Here is a 25,732-nt window from a genome sequence, read left to right on the forward strand (position 1 = left end):
CTTAGCTCCATTTGAACCAGCGGATGGCGGCAAGGCTGGCCACTACGGTCCAGGCCAGCAGCACGATTGAGGCGGTGAGATTGAACTGCGCGTCGATCAGGGCGCTGCGCAGGGCGTCGCCCAAGGCCGTCGAGGGCAGCACGTGGGCGGCCGGCTCGAAAACGTCGGGCCAACTGGCCACCGGAAAGAGGATACCCCCGGCCGCCGCCAACAGCACCCACAGCAGGTTGGTGATCGCCAGCGTGGCTTCCGGCCGGACGGTACCGGCGATCAGGAGGCCCAGCGAGGTGAAAGCAGCGGCACCGAGCACCAGTTGCGCGGTCGCCGGCAGGAGGCCGCCGAGCGCGGGCTGCCATCCGAGGAAGACGAGGGCTGTCCCGCCCACCACCACCACCTGGATGACCATGATGGCCAGCACGGCGAGGATCTTTCCCAGGATCAGGCCGCTCTGTCCCAACGGCGTGGTGGACAGGAAGCGGAGGACCCCGTAGCGGCGGTCGAAGCCGGTGGCGATTCCCTGGCCGGTCAGGGCCGTGGATACCGTGCACAAGGCCAGGACGCCCGGGGCGGCCATGGCGATCCTGTCGTCGGTGAAGGTGTCCAGCAGCGGCGTGACGGTCAGGCCGATGAGCGCCAGGAGCGGCAGGATGATGGCGATCAGCAACTGCTCGCCGTTGCGCAGCATGCCCAATGTCTCGTAGCGGCCCTGCAGGGCGATCCGGCGGAACAAGGCGGCGGGCGCGCTCATCGCAGGTCCTTCCCGGAAATATCGAGGAAGACATCTTCCAGTGAGCGCGGTGCCATGTGGATGGACGCCGGCATGACATTGTGGGCCGCCCACTCCGCCGCCAGTGCGGCCAGCAGCGCGGGGGTTATGTGGCCGGCCACCATGTAGCGGCCGGGAACGTTTTCGACGGCGGCGAACGGCTCGGGCAGGGTGAAGGACAGGCCCGGGGCGGCATCGAAGGTCAGCAGGCGTTCGACGCCGGCGCTCTCGTCCGTGGCCGCCGTGAGTTCGGCCACCGTGCCGTGCACCACGGTCCTGCCGGCATCGATGATGAAGACGTAGTCGGCCAGCCGCTGCGCGTCGTCCATCAGATGCGTGGTGAGGATGATGCCCAGCCCCTCGGCCCGCAGTTCCTGGATCAGGTCGAACACCACCGCCCGGGACTGCGGATCCAGGCCCGCGCTCGGTTCGTCCAGGAAGAGGACCTCCGGATCGCCGACCAGCGCGGCGGCCAGCGCGACCCGCTGCTTTTGGCCGCCGGAAAGCCTGCGGATGGGTGTGTTGGCGAAGCCGTTGATACCCAGCCGCTCCGCCAGTTCGTCCACGCTGCGGGGGTCCCGGTACATCCCGGCAACATGCTGGAGCAGGGCCAGCGGCCGGATGGCCTGCGGCAGGCCGCCTTCCTGCAGCATGACGCCCACCCGGCTGCGCAGCCCGGCTCCCGCCTGGTAGGGATCCTGGCCGAGCAGGCGGACCGTCCCGCCGTTGGGGCGCATCAGGCCCTGCGCGCAGGCTAAGGTGGTGGTCTTGCCCGCGCCGTTGGGCCCGAGCAAGGCCGTGACCTGCCCGGGATAGGCGCGCAGGTGGACCCCATCGATCACGCGGATCATCTTGTTGTCCAGGGCCTCCACCGGTCCCAGATCTTTCACGAGTCCCTGGATGTCCAGGCAGGGTTCGGAGGTAGGCACCCGAACATTCTACGGGACGTAGAGCGGTCGACGCAGAGCACGCTTCGCTAAGGCCTGCCTTACTGGTAGCGCGGAATAGAATACGTCATGATTGTGTTGTGTATTCCATGACCAGTAGTGCTTCTTTGCGTGCCCAGGCACCGGAGTCCGAGGAGCGGACCCGGGACCGGGTGTTGAATGCCGTTTTGGAACACGGACCCGTCAGCGCCGCCGGGCTCGGCGAGATACTGGGCTTCACGCCCGCGGCCGTGCGGCGCCATCTGGATGCGCTGTCCCGCAAGGGCCTGATCGAGGTCAAGCTCACCGCGAATTCGGCCACCGGTGCCGGTCGCCCGGCCCGCAAGTACGTGCTGAGCCGGCAGGGCCAGACGCGCCTCGGCAACGACTACCTGGATATTGCGCGCACCGCATTGGCGGCCCTGGGCGAGGCCGCCGGCCGCGAGGCGGTCGCTGAGTTCGCGCGGAACCGATACCGGGACATGGAAGAACGCTACCGCCCGGTGGTGGAGGCGGCAGGGCCCGGAATTGAAGAGCGGGCCAAGGCGCTGGCGGAGGCGCTGAGCGCCGACGGCTTCGTCGGGTCCACCAACGTGGTGGGAACCCAGGCGCCGCACAGCACCATGCTGGCCGTTCAGCTGTGCCAGGGGCACTGCCCTGTGCAGCAGCTGGCAGCGGATTTCCCGGATTTCTGCGACAGCGAAACCGAAGTTTTTTCCCGGCTGCTCGGGGTGGATGTCAGGCGACTGTCCACGCTGGCCAGCGGGGGACATGTGTGTACGACCCACATCCCGGTGGGTCGAACAAGGTCTGCGGTTCGACCCGTCGAACCGGCGACAGGCACGAGACGAGTATCCATCAATCTGCAAGAGAGGCCGTGATGACGGACCAAGTGGATCAGAGCATGAGGAACGCGGTCGGGACGACCGATGTAGCCGACACCACCATTTCCGAAATCCTGGAAAAGAACCCCGAGCTGCATGGCATCGGGACCTACGAATACGGCTGGGCCGACGCCGACACCGCCGGCGCCAACGCCCGCCGCGGTCTGAATGAAGAAGTGGTCCGCGACATCTCCGCCAAGAAGGGCGAGCCGCAGTGGATGCTGGACCTGCGTTTGAAGGGCCTGAAGTACTTCGACCGCAAGCCGATGCCCACCTGGGGCGCCGACCTGTCCGGCATCGACTTCGACAACATCAAGTACTTTGTCCGGTCCACGGAGAAGCAGGCCAAGACGTGGGAGGACCTGCCCGAGGACATCCGGGTCACCTACGAAAAGCTGGGCATCCCCGAGGCCGAGCGTGAGCGCCTGGTTTCCGGCGTCGCGGCCCAGTACGAGTCCGAGGTCGTCTACCACCAGCTGCGCGAAGACCTGGAAGCCCAGGGCGTCATCTTCCTGGACACCGACACCGGCCTGAAGGAACACCCGGAGATCTTCCAGGAGTACTTCGGCTCGGTCATCCCGGTGGGCGACAACAAGTTCGCCTCGCTGAACACCGCCGTCTGGTCCGGCGGCTCCTTCGTCTACGTCCCCAAGGGCGTCCACGTCGACATCCCGCTGCAGGCCTACTTCCGGATCAACACCGAGAACATGGGCCAGTTCGAGCGCACGCTGATCATCGCCGACGAAGACTCCTACGTGCATTACATCGAGGGCTGCACGGCGCCGATCTACAGCTCGGACTCGCTGCACTCCGCCGTCGTCGAGATCATCGTGAAGAAGGGCGCGCGCGTCCGGTACACGACGATTCAGAACTGGTCGAACAACGTGTACAACCTGGTGACCAAGCGGGCCATCGCCCACGAGGGCGCCACCATGGAGTGGGTCGACGGCAACATCGGCTCCAAGGTCACCATGAAGTACCCGGCGGTCTACCTCACCGGTGAGCACGCCAAGGGCGAAACGCTGTCCATTGCCTTCGCCGGTGCGGGCCAGCACCAGGACACCGGCTCGAAGATGGTCCACATTGCGCCGAACACGTCCAGCGCGATCGTGGCCAAGTCCGTGGCGCGCGGCGGCGGCCGCTCGGCCTACCGCGGCCTGGTCCAGGTGCGCGAGGGTGCGAAGAACACCAAGAACAGCGTGGTCTGCGATGCCCTGCTGGTGGATACCATCTCGCGCTCGGACACGTACCCGTACATCGACGTCCGCGAGGACGACGTCACCATGGGCCACGAGGCGACCGTGTCCCGGGTCAGCGAAGAGCAGCTGTTCTACCTGATGACGCGCGGCCTGGCCGAAGACGAAGCAATGGCCATGATCGTGCGCGGTTTCATCGAACCGATCGCCCGCGAGCTGCCGATGGAATACGCCCTCGAGCTGAACCGCTTGATTGAACTGCAGATGGAAGGATCCGTAGGTTAATGACTGAGATCACTGAGAAGGCACGCATCGGTGCTCCGGCCATCGACGGATTCACGGAGGAAGGCGAAAATCTTTCCCCGGCCAACGCTGCCGCAGGCCCGCTGGCAGGCGACAGCGCCAAGAGCCACAGCCACGGAGGCGGCGTCGGTGTTCCGGACAGCTCCCGCGCCGGCCGCCTGACCTCGTACAAGGCGGAAGACTTCGGCCCGCTCACCGGACGCGAAGAAGACTGGCGGTTCACGCCGCTCAAGCGCCTGCGCGGCCTGCAGAGCGACGCGCTGACCGGTACCGCCCCGGCCGTCACCGTCACCGGCCCCGAAGGCGCCGAGCTGCCGGCCGGCGTCCTGGTCGAGACCGTCGGCCGCGCCGATGCCCGCATCGGCGTCGCCGGCATCCCCGAGGACCGCGTCTCCGCCGCCGCCTGGGAGGCCTTCCGCGAAGCGACAGTGGTGACCATCCCGGCCGAGGCCCAGCTGGACTCCGGCGTCGCCGTGGTGGTGGAAGGCAACAGCACCGAGCTGTCCGCGCAGCACCTGGTCATCGTGGCCGAAAAGTTCTCCAAGGCCGTCGTCGTGCTGGACCACAAGGGCAGCGCCACGGTCTCGCAGAACGTGGAGATCGACGTGCAGGACGGCGCCGACCTCACCGTCGTCTCGGTGCAGGAATGGGCCGACGACGCCGTTCACGCCTCCTCGCAGCAGGCCCGCGTGGGCCGCGACGCGAAGTTCAAGCACGTGACCGTCAGCCTGGGCGGCGACCTCGTCCGCGTCACGCCGTCCACCCGGTTCACCGCCACCGGCGGCGATGTGGAAATGTACGGCCTCTACTTCGCCGACGCCGGACAGCACCTTGAGCACCGCCTGTTCGTGGACCACGCGGTGCCGAACTGCAAGTCGCGGGTGCTGTACAAGGGCGCCCTGCAGGGCAAGAACGCGCACACCGTCTGGGTGGGCGACGTGCTGATCCGCAAGGAAGCCGAGGGCACCGACAGCTACGAGGCAAACCGGAACCTGGTGCTGACCGACGGCGCGCGCGCCGACTCGGTGCCGAACCTCGAAATCGAGACCGGCCTGATCGAAGGCGCCGGCCACGCCAGCACCACCGGACGCTTCGACGACGAGCACCTGTTCTACCTGATGGCGCGCGGCATCCCGCAGGACGTCGCCCGCCGCCTGGTGGTCCGCGGGTTCCTCAACGAAGTCATTCAGCAGATCCGGGTGCCCGCCCTCGAAGAGCGCCTCAATGCGGCGCTCGAGCGGGAACTCGAGGCGGGCAACCTCTGATGAGCGGGACGCCGCGCGGCGAACTGGTGTGCCAGGCCTCCGACATACAGGTCAACCAGGCAGTGCGCATCCTGATCGATGACTACCCGGTAGCCATCGTCAGGGACTCCGAGGGCGAACTCCACGCCATCGGGGACACCTGTTCGCACGCGGACGTCTCCCTCTCCGAAGGCGACGTCGAAGGCTGCGCGATCGAATGCTGGGGCCACGGTTCACAGTTCGATCTGCGCACCGGCGAGCCGCTGAGCCTGCCGGCGTTCGAACCCGTCCCGGTGTTCGCGCTGGCGCTCGATGGCGACAGTGTCTACGTAGACGTCACGAACGTCCTCAACGGGGCGCCTGCCCCGGACCTCAACTAAAAACTTCCATCACGTGAACGGCGCCCGCCCGCACCGGGCGCAAAGGAGAAAGCAGACAGATGTCTACTCTTGAAATCAAGGACCTGCACGTCAGCATCGACACCGAGCAGGGCAGCAAGCAGATCCTCAAGGGCGTGTCCCTGACGATCAACACCGGCGAGATCCACGCCATCATGGGCCCGAACGGTTCCGGCAAGTCCACCCTGGCGGCCACCATCGCCGGACACCCGCGCTACAACGTCGACTCCGGCTCCATCACCATGGACGGCGAAGACGTGCTGGCCATGAGCGTTGACGAGCGCGCCCGCGCCGGCCTTTTCCTGGCCATGCAGTACCCGGTCGAGGTTCCCGGCGTGACCATGACCAACTTCCTGCGGACCGCCAAGACCGCCCTCGACGGCGAGGCCCCGAAGCTGCGTACCTGGACCAAGGACGTCAAGGAAGCGATGAGCCAGCTGCGCATCGACGCCGACTTCGCCCAGCGCAACGTGAACGAGGGCTTCTCCGGCGGCGAGAAGAAGCGCGTGGAAATCCTCCAGCTCGAACTGTTCAAGCCCAAGTTCGCCATCATGGACGAAACCGACTCCGGTTTGGACGTGGATGCGCTCAAGGTGGTCTCCGAAGGCCACAACCGCGTGCATGCCGGCGGCGCGATGGGCACCCTGCTCATCACCCACTACACGCGCATCCTGCGCTACATCAAGCCCGACTTCGTGCACGTCTTCGTGGATGGCCACATCGCCGAAGAGGGCGGCCCCGAACTGGCCGACCGTCTCGAAGAAGAGGGCTACGACCGCTACCTGACAGCAGCGAAGGCCTGATCATGACAGAAGCCAAAGCCCCGCAGACGTCCCTGGAGGACGTCGAGGAAGCGCTCAAGGACGTCATCGACCCTGAGCTGGGCGTCAACATCGTGGACCTCGGCCTGCTGTACGGGCTGAAGTACGCCGACGACGGTGCCCTGCTCATCGACATGACGCTGACCACCGCCGCCTGCCCGCTCACCGATGTCCTCGAGGAGCAGACCGGCCAGGCGCTGGACGGCGTGGTGGACGAGTGGCGCCTCAACTGGGTATGGATGCCGCCGTGGGGTCCGGAGCGGATCACCGACGACGGCCGCGACCAGATGCGCGCCCTCGGCTTCAATATCTGATTCGACGAATCGACGGCGGACCGGTCACCTTCGGGTGGCCGGTCCGCTCCTGTCTTGACGCCGTCCCGCGGGCTAGGATCGGGTCATGAGTGCGTCGAGTGCGTCGAGTGCGGCAACGAAGCGGCGGCGGGGACGCTATGACGAGGTTCACGTCGCCGCCGCCTACCACGGCCTGACCGCCCTGCTGGCCGTCGTGGGCCTCGCCGTCGGCATCACAGCCGTGCCGGCGGCGCCCGGCTATGGCGCCGACGCCGCGCATGCCTGGTGGAACTACGCCAGCGCCCCGGGGGTGCAGGCCGCGCTGCTCGTTTTTGTGGTGAGCCTGACGCTGCTGATGGATTCGACCACGGCCGGGGGACGGCTCTGGCGGGCAGCCCGGGCCGCCACCCTGGCGGCCATGCTGCTGGTCTTCCTGGCCCAGTTCACCCCGTTCCGGGGCTTTCCCGAAGCCGCCGGGCTGACCGCTGCCTGGGTGATGGCGGACCGGCTCCTGCATTACGTGCTGCCCGTCGTCGTCGTGACCGGCTGGCTCATCTTTGGTCCGCGGCCCCGCATCGGCGCCGGCGCCGTGACGGTCGGGCTGGCCTTCCCCGGTTTCTGGCTGCTCTGGACGGGCATCAGGGGTGCCGCGACGGGTTGGCTGCCGTACAGCCCCGGGACGGCGGGGCCGGGGGAGTTGCTGATGACGGGCATCGGCCTGATCCTGGTCTGGCTGGGGGCGGGCATGGTGTTCCTGCTGCTGGACACGACGATGGGCCGCGAGCCCGACGGATATCTTCCGGGATTCGGGCCCGGGGATCCCGACGAGGGCATGGCCGGGGCCTCCGGGGGCACCCCGCCGGCCGGGGTCTCCGGGGGTGCACCGCCGTTTGCCGCGGGCATCCGGGAGGCGGACCCCGTGGATCCACGGGACCTGTAGCCTTCGCGGGCTGCGTCCGGGACCTGCAGCCTTCGCACCTGCGTCAGGCGGGTCGGTCGAGGTCCGGGGCCGAGAACGTATCGCACCGGCCGGCGTCGCCGGTCCGGTAGCCGTGCAGGAACCAGCGCTGCCGCTGCTCGCTGGAGCCGTGCGTCCAGGTGTGGGGGTTGACCTGCCCCGCGGCGGCTTGCTGGATGCGGTCGTCGCCGACGGCGGCCGCGGCGGAGAGGGCGTCCTGCAGGTCCCGCTGGGTCAGCGGCTGCATGAAGGGTTCCCCGGTCCGTTCGTCGATCTGCTCGGTGGCGTTGCCGGCCCACACCCCGGCATAGCAGTCCGCCTGCAGTTCCACCCGGACTGCGCCGGATTCGGGTCCCTGGGGATCCTGCCGGGCGTAGTCGATGGCACCGGTGAGGTTCTGGATGTGGTGCCCGAACTCGTGCGCCACCACGTATTCCTCGGCCAGCGGCCCGCCGCTGGCGCCGAAGCGGGTGGTCAGTTCGGTGAAGAAGGAGGTGTCGAAATACGCGGTCTGGTCGGATGGACAGTAGAACGGGCCCACCGCGCTGCTGGCCCTGCCGCAGCCGGTGCTGACGCCGCCGTCGAACAGGACGGTCTGCGGGGCCGGGTACCGCATGTTGTAGCGGGGGAGATAGCCGGCCCAGAAATCGTTGAGGCTGTTGACGGCCCCCACGATGCGGCAGTCGGTGCGCTCGTTGGCGTCGGCGCCGGTGCGGCATTCTTCCTGCAGGGCCGAACCACCCGGCTGCTGCTGTTCCTGGCCGGCGCCCAGGCCGAAGCCTTCCAGCACTTCGGGCGAAACGCCCAGGAGGCTGGCAATGAGGACCAGGAGGCCGCCGCCACCGATGGCGATCTTGCCGCCCAGGCCGCCGCGGCGGTCCTGAACCTGTGACGTATCCAACTGGGAGCCGCGGGAGAAACTCATTCGCCTAGGATAACCGTCCGATCAGAGCGGGGCGGAGGGGTGGGGACGGCTTGGGTTGCCGGTAGACTGGAAAGGTTGATTTCCGCCCGTCCCGTCTGGACGGCGCCCGGGCATCCCTCCCGCACCCCTTCGAAAGGCTTCCACTGTGATTACCGTCAACGATCTTGAGCTGCGTGCCGGGGCCCGTCTGCTCATGGAGGCGGTGTCCTTCCGTGTGGACAAGGGCGACAAGGTGGGGCTGGTGGGCCGCAACGGCGCCGGCAAGACCACACTGACCCGCGTCCTCGCCGGAGAAGGCATGCCTGCCGCCGGGACCGTGGTGCGCACCGGTGAAATCGGTTACCTGCCCCAGGACCCGCGCACCCCCGACATGGAACAGCTGGCCCGCGACCGGATCCTCTCGGTGCGGGGCCTCGACGTGGTGACCCGCAAGCTGCGGGAAACGCAGTCGGACATGGCCAGCACCGACGCCGACGTCCAGGCCAAGGCGATGCGCCGCTACGACCGGCTGGAGGCCGAGTTCATCTCCGGCGGCGGTTACGCCGCCGAGGCCGAGGCGGCCGCCATCTCCTCCAACCTGGCCCTGCCGGAGCGGATCCTGAACCAGCCCCTGCGGACGCTGTCCGGCGGCCAGCGCCGCCGCGTCGAGCTGGCCCGGATCCTGTATTCGGGTGCCGACACCATGCTCCTCGACGAGCCGACCAACCACCTCGACGCCGACTCGATCAGCTGGCTGCGCGAGTTCCTGAAAAACCACCAGGGCGGCCTGATCGTGATCAGCCACGACACCGGGCTGCTGGAAGCGACCGTCAACAAGGTGTTCCACCTGGACGCCAACCGCGCCACCATCGACATCTACAACATGAACTGGAAGCGCTACCTGTCCCAGCGCGAGACCGACGAGCGGGCCCGCAAGCGTGAGCGCGCCAACGCCGAAAAAAAGGCCCAGGTCCTCATGGACCAGGCGAACAAGATGCGCGCCAAGGCCACCAAGGCGGTGGCGGCCCAAAACATGGCCAAGCGCGCCGAACGCCTGCTCAGCGGCCTGGACGAGGTGCGCGCACAGGACAAGGTGGCGGCGCTGCGCTTCCCCGATCCCGCACCCTGCGGCAAGACTCCGCTCACCGCCGAAGGCCTGAGCAAGTCCTACGGCTCGTTGGAGATCTTCACGGATGTGGACCTGGCCATCGACCGCGGCTCCCGCGTGGTGATTTTGGGCCTGAACGGCGCCGGCAAGACCACGCTGCTGCGCATGCTGGCCGGGGTGGACACCCCCGACACCGGCGATGTGCTGCCCGGCCACGGACTGAAGATCGGCTACTACGCCCAGGAACACGAAACCCTGGACGTGGACCGGACCGTGCTGGAGAACATGCGCTCGGCCGCCCCCGACCTGCAGGATGCCGAGGTGCGGAACATCCTCGGTTCCTTCCTGTTCTCCGGGGACGACGTGAACAAGCCCGCGGGCGTGTTGTCCGGCGGCGAAAAGACCCGGCTCGCCCTGGCCACCATCGTGGCGTCGTCGGCCAATGTGCTGCTGCTGGATGAGCCGACCAACAACCTGGACCCCGCCAGCCGGGCGGAAATCCTGGGCGCACTGCGCAACTACAGCGGCGCCGTCGTCATGGTGAGCCACGACGAAGGGGCCGTGGCGGCCCTGAACCCGGAGCGCGTCGTGCTGCTGCCGGACGGCGTCGAAGACCTCTGGAACGAGGACTACCTGGACCTGGTCACGCTGGCCTGATGCCGGGCACAGCGCCGTCGCAATCGAAATTGCCTAGGCGCGCATCGCCGAGCGAGGAACGAGCGCAAGGGAGCAGCGAGGGACCCGGTCTGAGCTTGCGAAGGCCGGGTAGCTGCGACCGCTAAGCGCCGTGCAATTTCGGTTATAGACGGCGCTGCAGTTCAGTCGTCGCGGCTGAGCAGGGTGCCGTCGGTGCGGAACCCCTGGGCGTCCAGCAGGGCGTCTTCCTCTTCTTCGGCCGTCGGCCGCTTGCTCCGGCGTTTCGGGGCAGCGGCGCGCGGCGCCGGATTGGCCTGGTGGTATCCGCTCAGCGCCTCCTCTTCTTCCGCGTACCGGCTGTGGTGCGCCTGCTGGCGGGCGGCATAGCCGTAGCCGACAAACAGGAGCACACCGAAGGCGTACCACTGCATGGAGTACGACAGGTGCGGTCCCTCGTCGATGGCCGGTTTGGGGATCTGCACGGGCTGTACGGCCGCGGCGGGGGATTCCGACGCCATCAGGCCGTAGCTGCCCGTATGCACCGGGTACCCCAGCTCGGCCGCATAGGCGTCCAGGTTAATGGACGCGAGCTGGCCGTCCGGGGCCCCGCGGCTGACCGGGCCTTCGCCTGGCTTGACCCGCGCGACGACGGTGACGTCGCCTTCCGGGGCGGCGGGAATGGTGTCCGGATGGCCGGCCTGGTGGTTGCCGATCGGGAGCCAGCCCCGGTTGATCACCACGGCGCTGCCGTCCTCGAGGCGCAGCGGGACAAGTACCTCGTAGCCAGGCCGGCCGTTCAGCGGGCGGTTGCGCACGATCCGCTGCCCGGCGTCGTCGTACTCGCCGGCGAGGACCACCGGCGTCCATTCCACCGCGTCATCGGCGCTGGCGAAGATGTCCGGCACCTCGCTGAACGGCACCGGATCGGCGTCGTAATTGTTCTCCACCGCTGCGATGACGTCGCGCGCCTGGTCCCGGCGGTCCATCTGCCAGTTGCCCAGCAGCACGCACACCGCGGCCAGCAGGGCAACGATCAGCAGCCAGCCCAGCCACTTGCCGCTGAGCAGGAATCGGTAGGACATTCAGGCACCTTCCAAGGGGAGCGTTTCGCGCCAGAGGCTGCGCTGGATGAGATAGTCCTGCAGCCACTCCCGGTGTCCACCGCACGCCAGCCAGATTTTGCGGCGCTCGGGGGTATGGATTTTCGGGTTGTTCCACAGCAGCTGCCACTGCGCGGCCTGACGGCAGCCCTTGCGCGAGCAGACGGGGGAGTCGGCCGCCAGCCCGCCGCCGAGCTGGTCCAGAAGATTCACGCGGCCGCCTTCCGCCGGCGCCGCTTGGTGACGGGGCTCAGGTTTCCGAGAAACGCGGACGGCTGGTCGTCGGCCTGGGGACCGTCGGCAGGAACGTCCCCTGGGGCTCGAGCGTCGGCTGCGGCGGGTGCGTCGGCCGCCGTCGGGGCCGGGCCCTGCGGCTCCGACCGGTCGGAGGCGGGGCGGACGGGCGGGGAGGACGGGCCGGGGCTGCCGTCCGGTCCCTGCCCGGCGTCGTCGATAAGTTCGCCGGTGAGGACTTCGTCCGGGTCGGCCCCTGCGTCTCCCGCCCGGGCGGAGGGGGCCTCCAACTCCGGCTGCGGCGCCTGGTCCAGCAGGGCGGTGCTGTGCTGCAGGTTCGATTTGTCGCTGCCGCCATTGGCGATGATCACGGCGATCCACGGCAGGAAAACGGCGCCGCCCACGAAGAACCAGCGGAACCAGCTGTCGATGAAGAAGAAGAGCAGCAAACAGGCCAGCCGGATACCCATGGCGAGCGTGTACTGGACCATGCGCCGGTGCATCTCATCGGTATGGCTTTCGGGGACGTCCGTAATGCTCAGGACTTCCGGCTTCTCGTCAGGCTGCTTGCTCATCACACTCCATCAGGGCTGTATCAATTCTCCCACGATGGCCGGAATGTCTAAAGCCGCGCGACGATGACCGGGCGGCGGATATCCCGGGCTAGGATTCCATAGGAAAACAGCAGCGTGATGGAGGTAAGAGTGAGCAACGAACAGCAGCCCGGCCGCAGCGTGCTGGTCACGGGCGGCAACAGGGGAATCGGGCTGGCGATTGCCCGGGCCTTCGAAGCGAACGGGGACAAGGTGGCGATCACCTACCGCAGCGGCGAGGTTCCCGACGGACTCCTGGGTGTGAAGGCCGATGTGACCGATGCCGGGTCCGTGGACACTGCCTTCACCGAGGTCGAGGCTGCCCACGGTCCCGTGGAGGTCCTGGTCGCAAATGCGGGCGTCACGCGCGACATGCTGCTGCTGCGGATGAGCGAAGAAGACTTTACCAGCGTGGTGGACACCAACCTGTCCGGTGCGTTCAGGGTGATCAAGCGGGCCTCCAAGGGCATGATCCGGCTGCGGAAGGGCCGCGTGGTGCTGATCTCCTCGGTTGTGGGCCTCTACGGGTCGCCCGGCCAGATCAACTATGCCGCGTCCAAGGCCGGCCTGGTGGGCATCGCCCGTTCGCTGACCCGCGAGCTCGGATCGCGCAACATCACCGCCAACGTGGTGGCCCCGGGCTTCGTCAACACGGAAATGACGGCCGTGCTGCCGGAAGACACGCAGAAGAACTACCTGGCGTCCATCCCGGCCGGCCGCTTCGCCGAACCCGAAGAAGTCGCGAAGGTGGTCCGCTGGATTGCCAGCGACGAAGCCGCCTACATCTCCGGCGCGGTGATCCCGGTGGACGGCGGACTGGGAATGGGCCACTAGGCAGCTCGGGCAGGTGTTCGGCCTGCGTTTTGTCGGCTCTCGACAACGGATAAGGCTTCGGGGACTGGCAAGATGGAACCCGAAGCCTTTTCCGGTTGGGCGTTCCCTACAACGCGCCCGGCCGGACCACTACTGAGAACCTCGAGGAGCAGCCATGGGCGCACTGGACGGCAAAGCAGCAATCGTAACGGGATCATCGCGCGGCATCGGCGCGGAGGTGGCCAAGCTCCTGGCCGCCGAGGGAGCGTCGGTGGTAGTCAACTACCGCCAGAAGGCACCCCGCGCCAACAAGGTAGTGGCGCAGATCGAGGAAGCCGGCGGCCGCGCCGTCGCCGTTGCCGCCGACCTCACCGCGGCAGAGGGGGCCGAGGCGCTGGTCGAGGCCGCCCGGGAGAACTTCGGCGGCGTCGATGTGCTGGTGCTCAACGCGTCGGGCGGCATGGAGTCCAGCATGGGCGAGGACTATGCCCTGCGCCTGAACCGCGACGCGCAGGTGAACATGCTCAAGGCCGCGGCCGAGGCGATGCCGGCCGGCTCCCGGGTTGTGTTCGTCACCAGCCATCAGGCTCACTTCATCCGTACCGTGCCGACCATGCCGGAGTATGAGCCGGTGGCCCTGAGCAAGCGCGCCGGCGAAGACGCGCTGCGCGAACTGCTGCCGGAGCTGGAGGCCAAGGGCATCTCGCTGGTGGTCGTGTCCGGCGACATGATCGAAGGCACGGTGACCGCGACGCTGCTGGACCGTGCCCGCCCCGGCGCGATCGAGGCCCGCCGGGCAGAGGCCGGCAAGCTCTACTCGGTGGAAGAATTCGGCGCGGAAGTGGCCAAGATGGTTACCGCCGATGTCCCCTCCGGTCACACGGAATACGTGGGCGGGGCCGAGTCCTTCGTGCAGGCGCAGGACTAAGGGCCCGCAAGAACCCGACTACTCCCGGACCAGTCGGCGCGCGGCGGCGGCTATGTGCCGCGCCGAGATGCCCGCCGCGTCCAGCAGGTCCTGTGGCGCACCGGAAGTCGGCAAGCCTTCCACGGCCAGCCGGACCAGTTTGAGGTCCGGTACCCGCGCCTGGGTCAGGGAATCGGCCACGGCCGAACCGAGCCCGCCTTCCGGATAGTGGTCCTCCACCGTGATGATCCGGCCGCCCGTGGCCCGGCACGCCGCCAGCAGCGTCTGGTGGTCGATGGGCTTGACCGAATAGAGATCGACCACCCGCGCGCCGATGCCGTCGTCGGCGAGCCGGGCGGCCGCGGCCAGGCATTCGTGCAGTGTGACGCCCGCTCCGACGAGGGTGACGTCGTCGTCGTCCGTAGCCCGGTGCACCTTCGCCCCGCCGATGGGGAATTCTTCGCCCTCCCCGTACAGCACGGGGTAATCGCCCCGCGTGGCCCGGAGGTAACAGATGCCGGAAGTGTCCGCCATGGCGCGGACCAAACCGGCGGTCGAGGGCGCGTCGGCGGGGTAGAGGACGGTCGAGGTGTGGATCGCCCGCATCGCGGCCAGGTCCTCCAGCGCCATCTGCGACGGCCCGTCCTGGCCGATTTCGACGCCGGCATGGGTGCCGACCAGGCGGATGTCCACCTCGGATACCCCGGCCATCCGGATGAAGTCGTAGCCGCGGGAGACGAGGAACGCTGCAAAACTGGCGGCAAACGGCACATACCCGCGCACGGAGAGTCCGGCCGCCGCCGCCACCATCTGCTGTTCGGAGATGAACATCTCGAAGAAGCGCTCGGGCGCCGCCTTGCTGAACTCCCCGGCCTTGGTGGAGTTGCCCACCTCGCCGTCCAGGACCACCACCTCGGGCCGGGCGGCGAGGGCAGCCAGAGCCTCGCCGAAGGCGGTCCGGGTGGCGACGGAATCGCCCGCCGTGTAGGCGGGCAGCGCGACGGCGGCCGCGGGGTTGGGTGTGATGGCCGGGTCGCCGGGTTCCGGCGGCAGCGGGGTGATCCGCAGCCTGGTCGGGCCGCCCAGTGCCTCGATGGCGGTCGCGGCGACGTCCTCCGGCAGCGCCTTACCGTGCCAGCCGTCCCTGTCCTCCACCGCGGGAACGCCCTTGCCCTTGACCGTGCGGGCCAGGATGACGCTGGGCCGGTCGGTGGTCTCACGCGCGGTGGCGAAGGCTTCGTCGATGGCGGCGAGGTCATGGCCGTCGATCGGCAGCGGCTGCGCGCCGAAAGCCCTGATCCTTGCGGAGTACCGGTCCAGGTCCCAGCCCAGTGCGGTCGGCCCGTTCTGGCCCAGCCGGTTCACATCCACGATCGCCGTCAGGTTTCCCAGCCGGTAGTAGGCGGCCTTGTCCAGCGCCTCCCACATGGATCCTTCGGTCATCTCGCTGTCCCCGCAGAGGACCCATGTCCGGTAGGGGAGCCGGTCCAGGTACTTGCCGGCCAGGGCGATGCCGACGGCCACGGGCAGCCCCTGGCCGAGTGATCCGGTTGCCACATCCACCCAGGGCAGGGCCGGCGTGGGATGTCCCTGCAGCCGGCCGCCGAACTGCCGGTAGGAATCGAGCAGCTCCGTTTCGTCGATCACTCCGGCGGCCCGGAACATGGCATAGAGCAGCGGCGAGGCATGCCCCTTGGAGAACACCAAGTGGTCGTTCGCGGCGAGCTCCGGCCGCTGCCAGTCATATTGCAGGTGGTTCGCCAGGAGCACCGCCATGAGGTCGGCCGCCGAGAGCGACGAGGTGGCGTGGCCGGAGCCGGCGCGGGTGGTGGCCCGGATGGAGTCGACCCGCAGCTGCGCCGCCAAGCGCCGGCACGTCTCGGCCGCGTCCGGATCCAGGGTGGCGGTTGGTGTGGAGTGCGTGACCATCGCTGGTTCTCCTTCACGGCAGGTTCCGGGAACCCCTGCCCGGAGGCCGGCAGCACGGGCGCGGTCCGGGGAGGTTCAACCGACCCTACTCCGGCACGTGGCCCTGCGGTAGGGTCAGCGTCCGGCGAAAACCGGCCGGCACGGGATGGCGGGTCCGGCCGTCGCGGGCGGGGTCAGACTCCGCGGGCGGTGTCAGACGCCGGCGAAGTAGCGGGCCACATCCAGGTAGGGGATGTTGATGGCGGCGTCGGCGGCCGCCCGGACCGCCGGCTTGGCGTTGAACGCCACGCCGAGACCGGCGGCCGCGAGCATGTCCAGGTCATTGGCGCCGTCGCCGATGGCAATGGTCTGCGCCAGGTCGATGGCCTCCGCGGCGGCCCATTCGCGCAGCACTGCCTCTTTCACCGCCCGGTCCACCACGTCACCGTCCACCGTGCCGGTCAGCAGCTCCGCGTCGATGCCCAGCAGGTTGGCCCGGTGGTAGGTCAGCTTGAGCTCGGCGGCCAGCGGATCCAGGATCTGGCTGAAGCCGCCGGAGACCACGGCCACCGCGTGGCCGGCGGCCAGGAAGGCCTCCACGAGTTCCCGGGCGCCGTCCGTCAGCCGCACCGCGGCACGGACACGGTCGATCACGTCGAGCGGTAGGTCCTTCAGGGTGGCCACCCGGGCGTGCAGGCTCTGGGCGAAGTCCAGTTCACCGCGCATCGCCGCCTCGGTCACGGCGGCCACCTCCTCGCGCTTGCCCGCATGCTCGGCCAGCAGTTCGATGACCTCCTGCTGGATGAGCGTGGAGTCCACGTCCATGAGCAGCAGCTTGCGCTGCGGCCCGGCCAGCGACGCGTCCATCACGGCCGTGCCCAGCTCGTCGGTGAGGACGGGGGCCAGCGCCGCCCGCAAGGCTGCGACGCCGTCGGAGGCACCGCCGTCGTACTCCACCGTCAGGACGGTGACCTGGAAACGGTCGTTGGCCGCGTTCTCCAGCTCCCTGATGCTCCCGCCGGCTCCGGTGACCGCTGCCTGCACGGCAGCGAGGTAGGCGTCGGGGAGTTCCCGGCCGTAGGAGACGACACGGAGGAGCGAGGGCATGGTGATTCCGTTCTACGCAAAGCTTGGGGGAGGGCCGGGTCCATCATGGCAGGCTCCGGCGCCGCGTTTGGCGAATACTACGCGTTTTAGCCTACTGTCTACTGATATGAGCGATGTACTTGAATTTGCCGGGGTCACTGTTGTCCGCGGGCGGAAAACCCTGCTCGACGGCATTGACTGGCAGGTCAAGGAGGGGGAGCGCTGGGTAGTGCTCGGCCCCAACGGGGCGGGCAAGACCACGCTGCTGCAGATCGCCGGCGCACGCCTGCACCCCACCCGCGGGATCGCCGGGATCCTGGACGAGACCATGGGCAAGGTCGACGTGTTCGAGCTGCGGCCGCGGATCGGCCTGGCCTCCGCCGCGCTGGCGGGCCAGATCCCCGAGCACGAGCAGGTGCTCAATGTGGTGGTCACCGCCGCCTACGGGGTGACCGGCCGCTGGCGCGAACAGTACGACAAGATGGACGAGCGCCGGGCCTTCCGGCTGCTGGACGCCTGGGGCATGTCCACCTTCATGAACCGCACCTTCGCCACCCTGAGCGAGGGCGAACGCAAGCGCGTGCAAATTGCCCGGGCCCTGATGTCCGATCCCGAACTGCTGCTGCTGGACGAGCCGGGTGCCGGCCTGGACCTGGCCGGCCGCGAGGATCTGGTGCGGCGGCTGAGCGAACTGGCCCGGGACGAGGACGCGCCGGCGCTGGTGCTGGTCACCCACCACCTGGAGGAAGTGCCGCCGGGCTTCACCCACGCCATGCTGCTGCGCGAGGGCGGGGTGGTGGCCCAGGGGCCCATCGCGGAGGTGCTGACCGAAGAGAACCTGAGCACCGCCTTCGACATGCCGCTGAGCGTGAAGCACGACGGCGGCCGCTACACTGCCGTAGCCAAGCGCGCCTAGGCGGCTCCCGCCTCATGGATGTGCTGAACGCTGCCCTGATCGGGCTGGGCGGGCTGTGGGCCGGCACCATCAACAGCATTGTCGGCTCCGGCACGCTGGTCACGTTCCCCATTCTCGTGGCGCTGGGCTATGCGCCGGTGACCGCGACCATTTCGAACGCGATGGGCCTGATCGCCGGCAATGTGGGCGGCGTCTACGGCTACCGAAGGGAACTGGCCGGGCTGCGCCGCACCCTGGCCATCCTGCTTCCGGCCTCACTGCTGGGCGGGATCACCGGCGCTTGGCTGCTGCTGCACCTGCCGGAGGAAGTCTTCGGCGTGGCGGCCCCGTTCCTGATCGTGGTGGCGCTGCTGTTCGTGGTGTTCCAACCGAAGCTCCAGGCCTGGGTGCGGGACCGCCAGGCCGCGCAGGCCCGGACCCGGCCGCGGCCGTGGCTGCTGCTGGGGCTGGTCTATTTCGCCGGTGTCTACGGCGGCTACTTCGTGGCCGCGCAGGGCGTGCTGCTGGTGGGAATCCTCGGGGTCTTCCTGCACGGCACCCTGCAGCAGGCCAACGCGGTGAAGAACGTGCTGGTGCTGGGCGTGAACATCATCGCCGCCATCTCCTACATGCTCTTCGCGTTCGACCGGATCGACTGGCCGGTGGTGCTGGTCATCGCCATCAGTTCGCTGATCGGTGCGCTGATTGGCTCCGCCGTGGGACGCCGGCTGAAGCCGGTGGTGTTGCGCAGCATCATTGTCACCCTTGGCCTGGTGGCGCTGTTCGTGCTGGTCAGGAACCTCTTCGCATGAACCTGGTGCGCCTGGACTCCGCCGCCGATCCGCGGGTGGCCGACTACGCGCAGCTGACGGACACCGCGCTGCGCCGCCGCCGCGAGCCCGCCGAGGGGATGTACATCGCCGAAAGCTCCAAGGTGCTGCGCCGCGCCATCGCCGCCGGCCACACCCCGCGGTCTTTCTTCCTGACCGACAAGTGGCTGGACGACCTGCGCGATGTGATCGACCGGTTCCCCGAGGTGCACGTGTTCGTCGGGACGCCCGAGGTGCTGGAGACGATCACCGGATTCCACCTGCACCGCGGCGCGATGGCCGCCATGCACCGGCCCGCGCCGCTGCCCGTCGAGGACGTGCTGGCCGGTGCCCGCCGGGTGGCAGTGCTGGAGGACATCGTGGACCACACCAACGTGGGCGCGATCTTCCGATCCGCCGCCGCCATGGGCATGGACGCGGTGCTGCTCAGTCCACAGTGCGCCGACCCGTTGTACCGGCGCAGCATCCGGGTCTCCATGGGCACGGTCTTCCAGATTCCGTGGGCCCGGCTGCCGGAGTGGCCGGAGGGTGTTGCCGCGCTCCGCGACGCCGGGTTCATTACGGCGGCGTTGGAGCTGACCGAGGACGCCATCGCCCTGGATGAGCTGGAACGGCGCAGCTACGACAAGCTGGCGCTGGTGCTGGGCACCGAGGGTGCCGGCGTGAAGGAGCAAACGCTCGACCGGGTGGATCTGACCGTGATGATCCCCATGCGTGCGGGAGTGGACTCCCTGAACGTTGCGGCCGCCAGCGCGGTCGCGTTCTGGGCCTGCCGTGTCACTTCGACGTGAGCCCGCCGAATGCGGTAGAGTTGTGTGCTGGCCCTGATGGGGCTGCCATCTTTCCATCCTTCTAGCCGCTGGCAAAATCCAGGGGCGCGTAGAAAAGGTACAACTATGAAGTCTGATATCCATCCGGCATACGCCCCGGTCGTGTTCCGCGACCTGGCCTCCGGCGTTTCCTTCCTGACCAAGTCCACCGCGACGTCCAAGCGGACGGTGGAGTGGGAAGACGGCAACAGCTACCCGCTGATCGAGGTTGAAATCTCCTCGGAGTCCCACCCGTTCTACACCGGCAAGCAGCGCATCATGGACAGCGCCGGCCGCGTGGAGCGCTTCAACGCACGCTTCAAGGGCTTCGGCGGCAAGAAGTAACACTTCTCCCCGCAAGTCTTCAGCGAAGCCCGCACCGCCCGGTGCGGGCTTTGCCGTTTAATGCGGCGGCCTATTGGCTCGGGTTTGTGGCCCGGGGCCCGGCGCGTCGTGCACCGGCTCCTGGCGTCCCCTGCCGGCCGCGACGTTAGGCTGCTGGCATGGCACCAACTCCACACCGTGAAGCGGTCCGCACTGGGCGGCACCGGGACCATCGCCGCCCGCGGGCGATCGGGGGCCCGGTCACGCTGGCCGTTTCCGCCCTTCTGCTCACGGCATGCGCAGCAGGGCAACAGCAACTGCCGGCCGAAATCACCTGCACCACGCAGTACCGTCCGGACTTTGGCGGCAGCGTCGGAGAGGAGGCCGGCCAGTTGGTCCTGCCCAGGGTCGACGGCACGACGGGGGACCGGCAGCAGTTGATCGCCGGCTCGTTCCGGCTGTCCGGAAGCTACACGGGGGAGGCCCCGGACGGCCGCGCCGTCTCGCTGGCCATTACCGACGAGTCCGGCAAAGCGCTGGCGACCATGCTGTACCAGCTGGAGGACGGCGCCTCCCTGAAGTCCCGCTTCGCCGGGGGACACGGGTTCACAGGGCTGCACTACATCCGTGACGGAGACGCTGAACTGCAGCTGTTCTGCGCCGCGGACGGGTAAGTTGCCGGGCGGGAGTTGATCGCGGATCCCAACCGGCGGAACAGCGCCCGGACCGGCTAGTCGAGGGGCGGGCAGTGGCTGTGCTCAAACTTCATCCGTGTGACATCGCCGCTCTTGGCCGGGTCGAGCACATAACCCTTCCACACCTGCTCGGGGTCTTCGAAAATCTGGGTGAAGTACGGATCCGAAACCCAAGTGTCGAGCATGGCAAGGGCTGCGGCCTGCCGGCCCTGCTCATTGCTCTCGAAGGCGCCAAGGAATTCACCCTCCCAGGCGCAACGCCAGTAATGCGAGGCAATGGATTCGCCGAGCCCACCCGACTCATACAGCCCGGTCGGGTCGTCGTAACCGCCGGGAATGCCGGCAGGCCAATCGACCCCGGCGGGAAGGGGATGGGGAAAGTCATCGAGCGCGTTCCGGTACAAAGCGGGAATCTCGGCCATGCTGACAAACCCGGAGACGCCCGCGGGTGGTTCCGGCAGCGGGTCGGACGGTGGGGTGGACGCCGGCGTGGAGGGTGGAAGCGAGGTGGACGCGGGGGAAGATGCTGCTGGCGGGAGGTCCTGTGTTGCTTGCGCGGTCGCTTCCGCACACCCGGCCACTGCGATGAACATTGCGCTGACCGCCGCAACGCTGAGGAATTGAGTGGATCGTTTCCTTTTGACCCCCGACATAAGCCCCTGCTTCTTCCCAATGGCCGTGACCTGCCACCTGACGGGCGGGTTTCGGAACAGCATATGCGAAGTATGGGGGTGCGGCATCGCTCATCTGTAGACTGCCCTGTCATGAACAGGACACCGTGGGACGGAGCGTACAACCTCAGCGACCTCGGCGGCATGCCGCTGCCTGCAGGTGGTCTAACACGCCGGGGGCAGTTATGTCGGTCCGGGGCGCGCGAGTACATGTCTCTCCAGGGGTGTGGCAGGATGCGCTGGACTCCGGCCTCACCACCGTGATTGACCTTCGAAACCCCGGCGAAATCAAAAGAGAGCGGCATCATCCCGTTATCGACGAAAAGGTGCTCGAAGACCTGATGATCGCTAACTTGCCTCTGCTGGATCACACTGCGTCCTACGGGGACAATCTTGCCTTCTATCCCGAGAAGTTTGCCCAAATCTTCCGGACGATAGCCCACGCCGAAGGAGCGGTCCTGTTTCACTGTGCAGGCGGTCGCGATCGGACCGGAATGATCGCCGCCGTTCTCCTCGCACTTGCCGGAGTGCAGGTTGAAGCGATTGCCAGCGACTATGGGGGTGCGGTTCGCAGCGTGGACAAACACGCGCGCCGCAACCGGACGCACAGCAAGGTCAGGGTGCACTCCATCGAAGAGTTAGAGGACCGTATTGCGGAGCGACGGACGGAACTCATTACCTGGCTGGTAGGATTTGATCTCCGCTCCTATCTTCGCGAAGCAGGGCTCAGTCAAGAAGAAATCGAGCTTCTGAAAAGTCGCTTGGGACCCGCAGGATCGGCAGGGGCGTAGCTCACTCCGTGCGGGCGCCAGCTGGTTCATGGCTCGGTCGGCGGTAACCCCGCAGACCAGCAGCCGTCTTGCGGCCCACGATGCCACGTCTGTCGGGGACCTTCCCATTCCCGTGCCACGTCGGTGAGCCAGATCGTGGTATCGGGGTTCCACCCGGCGATGACACTTGCCGTGGCTGAATCAATCCAAAGCGGGCGCGTGGCGCCGTTGAGATATGCGACAACAGTCAGGTGGACGGCATCCCATTCCTGCGCAACTTGTGCCCAGTCCGGAATCACCCATCGGCCGGTCCCTCCGGTAGTGCGGTACCAGTCGTGCCGGCGGGAGGCGGTAACCTCCAGGGGGAAGGCGCGGCACAGGCGGATCCAGTCATCCCCCGTGCGGATCTCATAGGTTAGGCCCACTCCACGGACCGGGATGGTGGTGGCATCTTCCCAGCCAAGGCTGTCTTCGACGAGGTCCAACCCTGACGGAATCTGCCCGACGGTCTGGAGCAACCCCTGCGGGATAGACCACCACGTGCCGGACCAAGGTGCCCCGGGGTCATCGGGCCGGTCTTTCGCAGCCCGAGCTTCTTCGGCTCGCTCTCCACGTCCCCACTCAGCCAAGCTGCGCTGAGGGTCTTTGGGCAGCGGCGACGGATCCTCCGCCGATCGCCAGTCAATTGCCCACTGCTCGGTCCGGCGAGGCAGACCCCATTGCCGCCCCGTCGATGAATCCATGACCTCTTCGGCCACGGGGTAGAGGGCGGCGACGACGGCGGGATGTCCGGCGAGCACGTCTTCACCCTCCGGCTCCTGCCAGTACCTGGCCGACGCAACGGCTAGTTGCAGCGCCGATTGAATGACTACACCCTTCAGGGCGCCCGGATTGATGGAAGCAATCGCTGCTGCAAACTCTTTCAGTGATGCAGGAGGGAGAGTAACACCTTGACCGGCGGTCAGCAGGACTGTTGAGGAGCCCCTTCCAGGATCGAGTTCGTATGCCAGCCTGGATGCGGCCGTTCTGACGTCCGGGCTGAGCGCCTTCGCCAGCTCGAGGCATAGGCGTCGCCCGCGCGGTCCCTCGAGGAGCAAGTCGGCCCTGTTCTGCATTCGATCATCGTCGCACTTGGAGAGGCCGTGCGGTTGGTTTCAGACCGCGGCGCGGCCTGGCAGGGCACAACTCCGTGTTACCTGCCCACTCCTTTGAGGGTTTGGGGCGGCCCGTGTTGCCTACTCAGCGGCGCTGGAGCCCCTGCGGAATGCGCCCGCCAGTGATCTTCGGGTTCCGCCATGTAGTGGAGCCGTTCGGCGCCAGGGCGGCATCCCCTTCGATCATCTCCAAACTGCAGTCCCGCGGGAGTTAGGTACGGTGTCTCGGGCAAGGGGGTACAGCACTACGACTCAGAGGGGCCCATATGTTTAATGAGGAACTGGCTGGTGAGTCGTACCCAGCTCGCTAGGAAGTCGCTGGGCTCGTCCCCATGGAGAAAACGAAGCCCACCTGTGACTAAAGCCATGCCTTCGGATTGTTCTGCATCGGAAAGAGTATCGCTGCCGAGTACAACGCTTATCTCTTCCAACAAATGGTTTATTAGATTTATGTTCGTCTTGGTCAGGTTGACTGACGGTTCATGCCGAGCCGGTGGGGTTTCGCGCTGGTCAAGTCGTTCCACCTTCAATGCGAGCTTATCCAACGCCCTAAGCAACACCTCATCCGTTCCCCCTGATTCGCCGACTTTTTGTCGATCGGTCCAGTCCTTGAACGCAGTGGCAACTGGGTTCAGCATGTTTCTGAAGGCACCATCGGGTGGCGTATGATCAACTTTCTTTCGCAGCTGCTTCACGGCTTCGGCGGACTGATCCACACGTAAACCGTATTTAATGACACGGAAATCCTTGATATCGAAAGGCGTCGGCCTGTCGTCGCTTGTCATGACGATCACTTTCTTATCGGCAGCATGTGCCAGCGCGAGTTCGTACATGACATTCGGGTTCAATCCAGTGATATCTGCGACACAGATATCAGCATCCAAAATCTTTCCAAGCATTGATTCTGTAATGGCGTAGGGAGAGTCGTCTTCGTCAGCCCTACTTACTTCGAAGTCTGAGTCTGGCAACGCTGTGCGAACGATGTGCTCCAAAAATAGGTCGGCGTTCTCACGGACTTCGCTCTGATCGCCACCGATAGGGGATATGACGAAGACCTTCTTTTTTTCCGATTGCTCTGTCGGTTGCACGGACTTTCACTCGCTCCTTGTCGTGGGTGACGTTGTTCACCGACGCTAAGAATAGTCTGGTTTTGTGATCCCAGAGACACCAAAACACGTGCTCTCCTGATCATGCTACTGGAATGCTTGTTTGGTTATTGGGAAGTCTCAATGAGTTGCGGTCATGGGTGGCCCTGATGGAACGTCCTGTGGACTGCGTGTGTGTGATTCTCAGCCTTGGCCACACTCACCACGAGCTTGCGCCGAGCCGGCGCGCGGACATGCACCCGGTGCCCCCTACCCTCCTGACCCCCCCCCAATCAGGCCCGCCACCGGAGGCGGCTGTCCGTGGAGGACGCCTTGCAGGTGTAGGTCTTGCCATTTGTTTTGCCGATGCCCTTCTTGCCCTTCATGGACGAGGCGCAGAAAGCACCGGGGGAGACCTTCAATGCAGTGGAGGGCTTGGCGGCCTTCGTCGGCGTTGCCTTGCTGGCCGGCTTGATGGCGGTGACCTTCACCGTCTTCTGCCCGGGGCAGGAGGTGAGGACCCGCTTCATAGCGGCCTTCTCGGCGGGAGTGACCGACAGGGCGTACTTCTTCTTGACCGCGATTTGGGTGGCGACGAGGGGACAACGGAAGGACTTGTTCTTGGGCAGCCACGCACTGGCCTCGCGGTCGCCCTTCGCCCGATTCGCGGAGGAATCCACGGCCAGCAGGTTCAGCGGGTCGTTGGCCAGGGCGGTGCGCTGGGCGGTAGAGAGCTTCTGGGCACCGGACACCCAGGCCTGGCTCAGTGCCACGACGTGGTCGATGTCGACCTTGTTGCCGCCGCGGACGTAGCTGATGGTCTTGCCGGTGTAGGGATCCTTCAGGGTCCCGGAAGCGATGACGCAGTTATTCGTGCCGGGCTTAAACCTGTCCTTGGTGAGGTCGCGCTTGAGGATATCGTTCCGGGTATCACAGCCGTTGCGATCGGTGTCCTTCCATGAGGGTCCGAACTTGTCCCGGGAATAGCCGGTCTTGGCGGCCTTGCCCTTGACCGGCAGGGTGTTCAGCACCGAGGAGGCGCTCGGCCCCGTGGCTTTCGGCCCGAGGGCCTCAGCCGGGGCTGCGGCCGTGAACCCGCCAAGCAGCAGGGCTCCGGCGGTAACGATGGAGGCCAGCATTCGGCCCGGATTCTTGCGCAAGTATTCCCCCAATATGTCCGGCATCAGTCACGCACGGATTCAGTGCGATTGCCTGGGAATTATCCTGCCATACAAAAGGCCTGCCTTTGTGCGGCAGGCCTTCCTTTCCCACGTCGAAGATCCGGAGCTCATCGGTTATGTAGACGGAATGGCCCTCAAGCAGGCCGAAATCCAACTAGCGATAAAACCAGGCAGGGCGAGTAGGAAAGTGGTTTCGCTTGGCTGAGCGCAGGTTATTGGAATTCCCGGGAAGGCGCTGCG

28 protein-coding genes are annotated in these 25,732 nt (G+C 66.9%); 16 read left to right on the forward strand and 12 right to left on the reverse strand.

What is annotated here, in order from left to right:
- Position 1 precedes the first annotated feature (1 nt).
- Positions 2-748, reverse strand: coding sequence for an ABC transporter permease (locus AC5RWG_RS01355; protein WP_494023132.1), 747 nt, complete (start codon positions 746-748; stop codon positions 2-4).
- A complete protein-coding gene (locus tag AC5RWG_RS01360; protein ID WP_494109225.1) occupies positions 745-1,695 on the reverse strand; it encodes an ABC transporter ATP-binding protein in 951 nt (316 codons plus the stop codon). The genes AC5RWG_RS01355 and AC5RWG_RS01360 overlap by 4 nt, the downstream gene beginning before the upstream one ends.
- A gap of 98 nt (positions 1,696-1,793) precedes the next feature.
- On the opposite strand from AC5RWG_RS01360, the gene AC5RWG_RS01365 reads away from it, so the two are divergent.
- From AC5RWG_RS01365 to AC5RWG_RS01395, 7 genes are all read left to right on the forward strand, one after another.
- Complete coding sequence (locus tag AC5RWG_RS01365) at positions 1,794-2,573, forward strand: helix-turn-helix transcriptional regulator (RefSeq protein WP_494109226.1); 780 nt, start codon at positions 1,794-1,796, stop codon at positions 2,571-2,573.
- Positions 2,573-4,057 carry a Fe-S cluster assembly protein SufB gene (gene sufB, locus AC5RWG_RS01370; RefSeq protein WP_493999653.1) on the forward strand — a complete coding sequence of 495 codons (1,485 nt, stop codon included), beginning with the start codon at positions 2,573-2,575 and terminating at the stop codon, positions 4,055-4,057. The genes AC5RWG_RS01365 and sufB overlap by 1 nt, the downstream gene beginning before the upstream one ends.
- Positions 4,057-5,340, forward strand: a complete 1,284-nt coding sequence (gene sufD / locus AC5RWG_RS01375; protein ID WP_494013932.1) for a Fe-S cluster assembly protein SufD — start codon at positions 4,057-4,059, stop codon at positions 5,338-5,340. Before sufB ends, sufD begins: the two co-directional genes overlap by 1 nt.
- Complete coding sequence (locus AC5RWG_RS01380; RefSeq protein WP_493999655.1) at positions 5,340-5,699, forward strand: non-heme iron oxygenase ferredoxin subunit; 360 nt, start codon at positions 5,340-5,342, stop codon at positions 5,697-5,699. Before sufD ends, AC5RWG_RS01380 begins: the two co-directional genes overlap by 1 nt.
- Before the next feature lie 59 nt (positions 5,700-5,758).
- Positions 5,759-6,520, forward strand: coding sequence for a Fe-S cluster assembly ATPase SufC (gene sufC, locus AC5RWG_RS01385; protein WP_493999656.1), 762 nt, complete (start codon positions 5,759-5,761; stop codon positions 6,518-6,520).
- A gap of 2 nt (positions 6,521-6,522) precedes the next feature.
- Entirely contained in the window at positions 6,523-6,852 is a 330-nt protein-coding gene (locus tag AC5RWG_RS01390; protein WP_493978517.1) for a metal-sulfur cluster assembly factor, read from the forward strand.
- Between the two features lie 85 nt (positions 6,853-6,937).
- A complete protein-coding gene (locus AC5RWG_RS01395; RefSeq protein ID WP_494166259.1) occupies positions 6,938-7,771 on the forward strand; it encodes a Pr6Pr family membrane protein in 834 nt (277 codons plus the stop codon).
- Positions 7,772-7,814: 43 nt separating this feature from the next.
- On the opposite strand, the gene ypfJ is transcribed toward AC5RWG_RS01395, so the two are convergent.
- Complete coding sequence (gene ypfJ, locus AC5RWG_RS01400; RefSeq protein ID WP_494074519.1) at positions 7,815-8,714, reverse strand: KPN_02809 family neutral zinc metallopeptidase; 900 nt, start codon at positions 8,712-8,714, stop codon at positions 7,815-7,817.
- Between the two features lie 145 nt (positions 8,715-8,859).
- Here ypfJ and abc-f point away from each other — a divergent pair, with 145 nt between their 5' ends.
- Positions 8,860-10,458, forward strand: a complete 1,599-nt coding sequence (gene abc-f, locus AC5RWG_RS01405; protein WP_493999660.1) for a ribosomal protection-like ABC-F family protein — start codon at positions 8,860-8,862, stop codon at positions 10,456-10,458.
- 161 nt (positions 10,459-10,619) lie between these two features.
- On the opposite strand, the gene AC5RWG_RS01410 is transcribed toward abc-f, so the two are convergent.
- The 3 genes from AC5RWG_RS01410 to AC5RWG_RS01420 are packed head-to-tail and all read right to left on the reverse strand — an operon-like array spanning position 10,620 to position 12,346.
- Positions 10,620-11,519 carry an SURF1 family cytochrome oxidase biogenesis protein gene (locus AC5RWG_RS01410; protein WP_494166260.1) on the reverse strand — a complete coding sequence of 300 codons (900 nt, stop codon included), beginning with the start codon at positions 11,517-11,519 and terminating at the stop codon, positions 10,620-10,622.
- On the reverse strand, positions 11,520-11,750 hold the full coding sequence (locus tag AC5RWG_RS01415; protein ID WP_493999662.1) for a hypothetical protein: 231 nt from the start codon (positions 11,748-11,750) through the stop codon (positions 11,520-11,522).
- On the reverse strand, positions 11,747-12,346 hold the full coding sequence (locus tag AC5RWG_RS01420; protein ID WP_494166261.1) for a DUF3099 domain-containing protein: 600 nt from the start codon (positions 12,344-12,346) through the stop codon (positions 11,747-11,749). The genes AC5RWG_RS01415 and AC5RWG_RS01420 overlap by 4 nt, the downstream gene beginning before the upstream one ends.
- 117 nt (positions 12,347-12,463) lie before the next feature.
- Between AC5RWG_RS01420 and AC5RWG_RS01425 the strand changes: the two genes are divergently transcribed.
- Together AC5RWG_RS01425 and AC5RWG_RS01430 are read left to right on the forward strand one after the other, a co-directional pair.
- A complete protein-coding gene (locus AC5RWG_RS01425) occupies positions 12,464-13,198 on the forward strand; it encodes a beta-ketoacyl-ACP reductase (RefSeq protein WP_494167082.1) in 735 nt (244 codons plus the stop codon).
- A 154-nt stretch (positions 13,199-13,352) separates the two neighbouring features.
- Positions 13,353-14,105 (forward strand): SDR family oxidoreductase, encoded by a 753-nt coding sequence (locus tag AC5RWG_RS01430; protein ID WP_494166262.1) that lies wholly within the window; start codon positions 13,353-13,355, stop codon positions 14,103-14,105.
- Positions 14,106-14,123: 18 nt separating this feature from the next.
- On the opposite strand, the gene AC5RWG_RS01435 is transcribed toward AC5RWG_RS01430, so the two are convergent.
- Positions 14,124-16,013 (reverse strand): transketolase, encoded by a 1,890-nt coding sequence (locus tag AC5RWG_RS01435; protein ID WP_494166263.1) that lies wholly within the window; start codon positions 16,011-16,013, stop codon positions 14,124-14,126.
- A gap of 192 nt (positions 16,014-16,205) precedes the next feature.
- On the reverse strand, positions 16,206-17,099 hold the full coding sequence (serB, locus tag AC5RWG_RS01440) for a phosphoserine phosphatase SerB (protein WP_493999666.1): 894 nt from the start codon (positions 17,097-17,099) through the stop codon (positions 16,206-16,208).
- 106 nt (positions 17,100-17,205) lie between these two features.
- On the opposite strand from serB, the gene AC5RWG_RS01445 reads away from it, so the two are divergent.
- From AC5RWG_RS01445 to AC5RWG_RS01465, 5 genes are all read left to right on the forward strand, one after another.
- Positions 17,206-17,994: an ABC transporter ATP-binding protein gene (locus tag AC5RWG_RS01445; protein ID WP_493999667.1), complete on the forward strand. Its 789-nt coding sequence runs from the start codon at positions 17,206-17,208 to the stop codon at positions 17,992-17,994.
- 14 nt (positions 17,995-18,008) lie between these two features.
- Entirely contained in the window at positions 18,009-18,785 is a 777-nt protein-coding gene (locus AC5RWG_RS01450) for a sulfite exporter TauE/SafE family protein (protein WP_493999668.1), read from the forward strand.
- Positions 18,782-19,594 (forward strand): TrmH family RNA methyltransferase, encoded by an 813-nt coding sequence (locus tag AC5RWG_RS01455; RefSeq protein ID WP_494166264.1) that lies wholly within the window; start codon positions 18,782-18,784, stop codon positions 19,592-19,594. Before AC5RWG_RS01450 ends, AC5RWG_RS01455 begins: the two co-directional genes overlap by 4 nt.
- 105 nt (positions 19,595-19,699) lie before the next feature.
- Positions 19,700-19,957, forward strand: coding sequence for a type B 50S ribosomal protein L31 (locus tag AC5RWG_RS01460; RefSeq protein ID WP_493978504.1), 258 nt, complete (start codon positions 19,700-19,702; stop codon positions 19,955-19,957).
- A gap of 158 nt (positions 19,958-20,115) precedes the next feature.
- Positions 20,116-20,610 carry a hypothetical protein gene (locus tag AC5RWG_RS01465; protein WP_494166265.1) on the forward strand — a complete coding sequence of 165 codons (495 nt, stop codon included), beginning with the start codon at positions 20,116-20,118 and terminating at the stop codon, positions 20,608-20,610.
- A 56-nt stretch (positions 20,611-20,666) separates the two neighbouring features.
- Here the strand turns inward: AC5RWG_RS01465 and AC5RWG_RS01470 are convergent, their stop codons facing one another.
- Positions 20,667-21,053, reverse strand: a complete 387-nt coding sequence (locus AC5RWG_RS01470; protein ID WP_494023119.1) for a hypothetical protein — start codon at positions 21,051-21,053, stop codon at positions 20,667-20,669.
- A 473-nt stretch (positions 21,054-21,526) separates the two neighbouring features.
- Here AC5RWG_RS01470 and AC5RWG_RS01475 point away from each other — a divergent pair, with 473 nt between their 5' ends.
- Positions 21,527-22,093 (forward strand): tyrosine-protein phosphatase, encoded by a 567-nt coding sequence (locus tag AC5RWG_RS01475; RefSeq protein WP_494166266.1) that lies wholly within the window; start codon positions 21,527-21,529, stop codon positions 22,091-22,093.
- 26 nt (positions 22,094-22,119) lie between these two features.
- Here AC5RWG_RS01475 and AC5RWG_RS01480 read toward each other — a convergent pair whose 3' ends face one another.
- The 3 genes from AC5RWG_RS01480 to AC5RWG_RS01490 form a co-directional block, all read right to left on the reverse strand.
- Positions 22,120-23,187 carry a hypothetical protein gene (locus AC5RWG_RS01480; RefSeq protein ID WP_494166267.1) on the reverse strand — a complete coding sequence of 356 codons (1,068 nt, stop codon included), beginning with the start codon at positions 23,185-23,187 and terminating at the stop codon, positions 22,120-22,122.
- A 284-nt stretch (positions 23,188-23,471) separates the two neighbouring features.
- Positions 23,472-24,314, reverse strand: coding sequence for a hypothetical protein (locus AC5RWG_RS01485; protein WP_494166268.1), 843 nt, complete (start codon positions 24,312-24,314; stop codon positions 23,472-23,474).
- A 290-nt stretch (positions 24,315-24,604) separates the two neighbouring features.
- Positions 24,605-25,450 (reverse strand): HNH endonuclease family protein, encoded by an 846-nt coding sequence (locus AC5RWG_RS01490; RefSeq protein ID WP_494166269.1) that lies wholly within the window; start codon positions 25,448-25,450, stop codon positions 24,605-24,607.
- Between the last annotated feature and the right edge of the window lie 282 nt (positions 25,451-25,732).

The sequence above is a fragment of the Arthrobacter sp. Y3221160 genome, assembly GCF_059092585.1.

Coding starts and splice junctions, on each gene's coding strand:
- AC5RWG_RS01355 (WP_494023132.1), bottom strand. CDS start 748: ATGAGCGCGCCCGCCGCCTTGTTCCGCCGGATCGCCCTGCAGGGCCGC.
- AC5RWG_RS01445 (WP_493999667.1), top strand. CDS start 17,206: ATGAGCGATGTACTTGAATTTGCCGGGGTCACTGTTGTCCGCGGGCGG.
- AC5RWG_RS01460 (WP_493978504.1), top strand. CDS start 19,700: ATGAAGTCTGATATCCATCCGGCATACGCCCCGGTCGTGTTCCGCGAC.
- sufD (WP_494013932.1), top strand. CDS start 4,057: ATGACTGAGATCACTGAGAAGGCACGCATCGGTGCTCCGGCCATCGAC.
- sufB (WP_493999653.1), top strand. CDS start 2,573: ATGACGGACCAAGTGGATCAGAGCATGAGGAACGCGGTCGGGACGACC.
- AC5RWG_RS01395 (WP_494166259.1), top strand. CDS start 6,938: ATGAGTGCGTCGAGTGCGTCGAGTGCGGCAACGAAGCGGCGGCGGGGA.
- AC5RWG_RS01490 (WP_494166269.1), bottom strand. CDS start 25,450: ATGCTGGCCTCCATCGTTACCGCCGGAGCCCTGCTGCTTGGCGGGTTC.
- AC5RWG_RS01480 (WP_494166267.1), bottom strand. CDS start 23,187: ATGCAGAACAGGGCCGACTTGCTCCTCGAGGGACCGCGCGGGCGACGC.
- AC5RWG_RS01465 (WP_494166265.1), top strand. CDS start 20,116: ATGGCACCAACTCCACACCGTGAAGCGGTCCGCACTGGGCGGCACCGG.
- serB (WP_493999666.1), bottom strand. CDS start 17,099: ATGCCCTCGCTCCTCCGTGTCGTCTCCTACGGCCGGGAACTCCCCGAC.
- AC5RWG_RS01425 (WP_494167082.1), top strand. CDS start 12,464: ATGGAGGTAAGAGTGAGCAACGAACAGCAGCCCGGCCGCAGCGTGCTG.
- sufC (WP_493999656.1), top strand. CDS start 5,759: ATGTCTACTCTTGAAATCAAGGACCTGCACGTCAGCATCGACACCGAG.
- AC5RWG_RS01420 (WP_494166261.1), bottom strand. CDS start 12,346: ATGAGCAAGCAGCCTGACGAGAAGCCGGAAGTCCTGAGCATTACGGAC.
- AC5RWG_RS01450 (WP_493999668.1), top strand. CDS start 18,009: ATGGATGTGCTGAACGCTGCCCTGATCGGGCTGGGCGGGCTGTGGGCC.
- AC5RWG_RS01455 (WP_494166264.1), top strand. CDS start 18,782: ATGAACCTGGTGCGCCTGGACTCCGCCGCCGATCCGCGGGTGGCCGAC.
- AC5RWG_RS01410 (WP_494166260.1), bottom strand. CDS start 11,519: ATGTCCTACCGATTCCTGCTCAGCGGCAAGTGGCTGGGCTGGCTGCTG.
- AC5RWG_RS01380 (WP_493999655.1), top strand. CDS start 5,340: ATGAGCGGGACGCCGCGCGGCGAACTGGTGTGCCAGGCCTCCGACATA.
- AC5RWG_RS01390 (WP_493978517.1), top strand. CDS start 6,523: ATGACAGAAGCCAAAGCCCCGCAGACGTCCCTGGAGGACGTCGAGGAA.
- ypfJ (WP_494074519.1), bottom strand. CDS start 8,714: ATGAGTTTCTCCCGCGGCTCCCAGTTGGATACGTCACAGGTTCAGGAC.
- AC5RWG_RS01470 (WP_494023119.1), bottom strand. CDS start 21,053: ATGGCCGAGATTCCCGCTTTGTACCGGAACGCGCTCGATGACTTTCCC.
- AC5RWG_RS01435 (WP_494166263.1), bottom strand. CDS start 16,013: ATGGTCACGCACTCCACACCAACCGCCACCCTGGATCCGGACGCGGCC.
- AC5RWG_RS01430 (WP_494166262.1), top strand. CDS start 13,353: ATGGGCGCACTGGACGGCAAAGCAGCAATCGTAACGGGATCATCGCGC.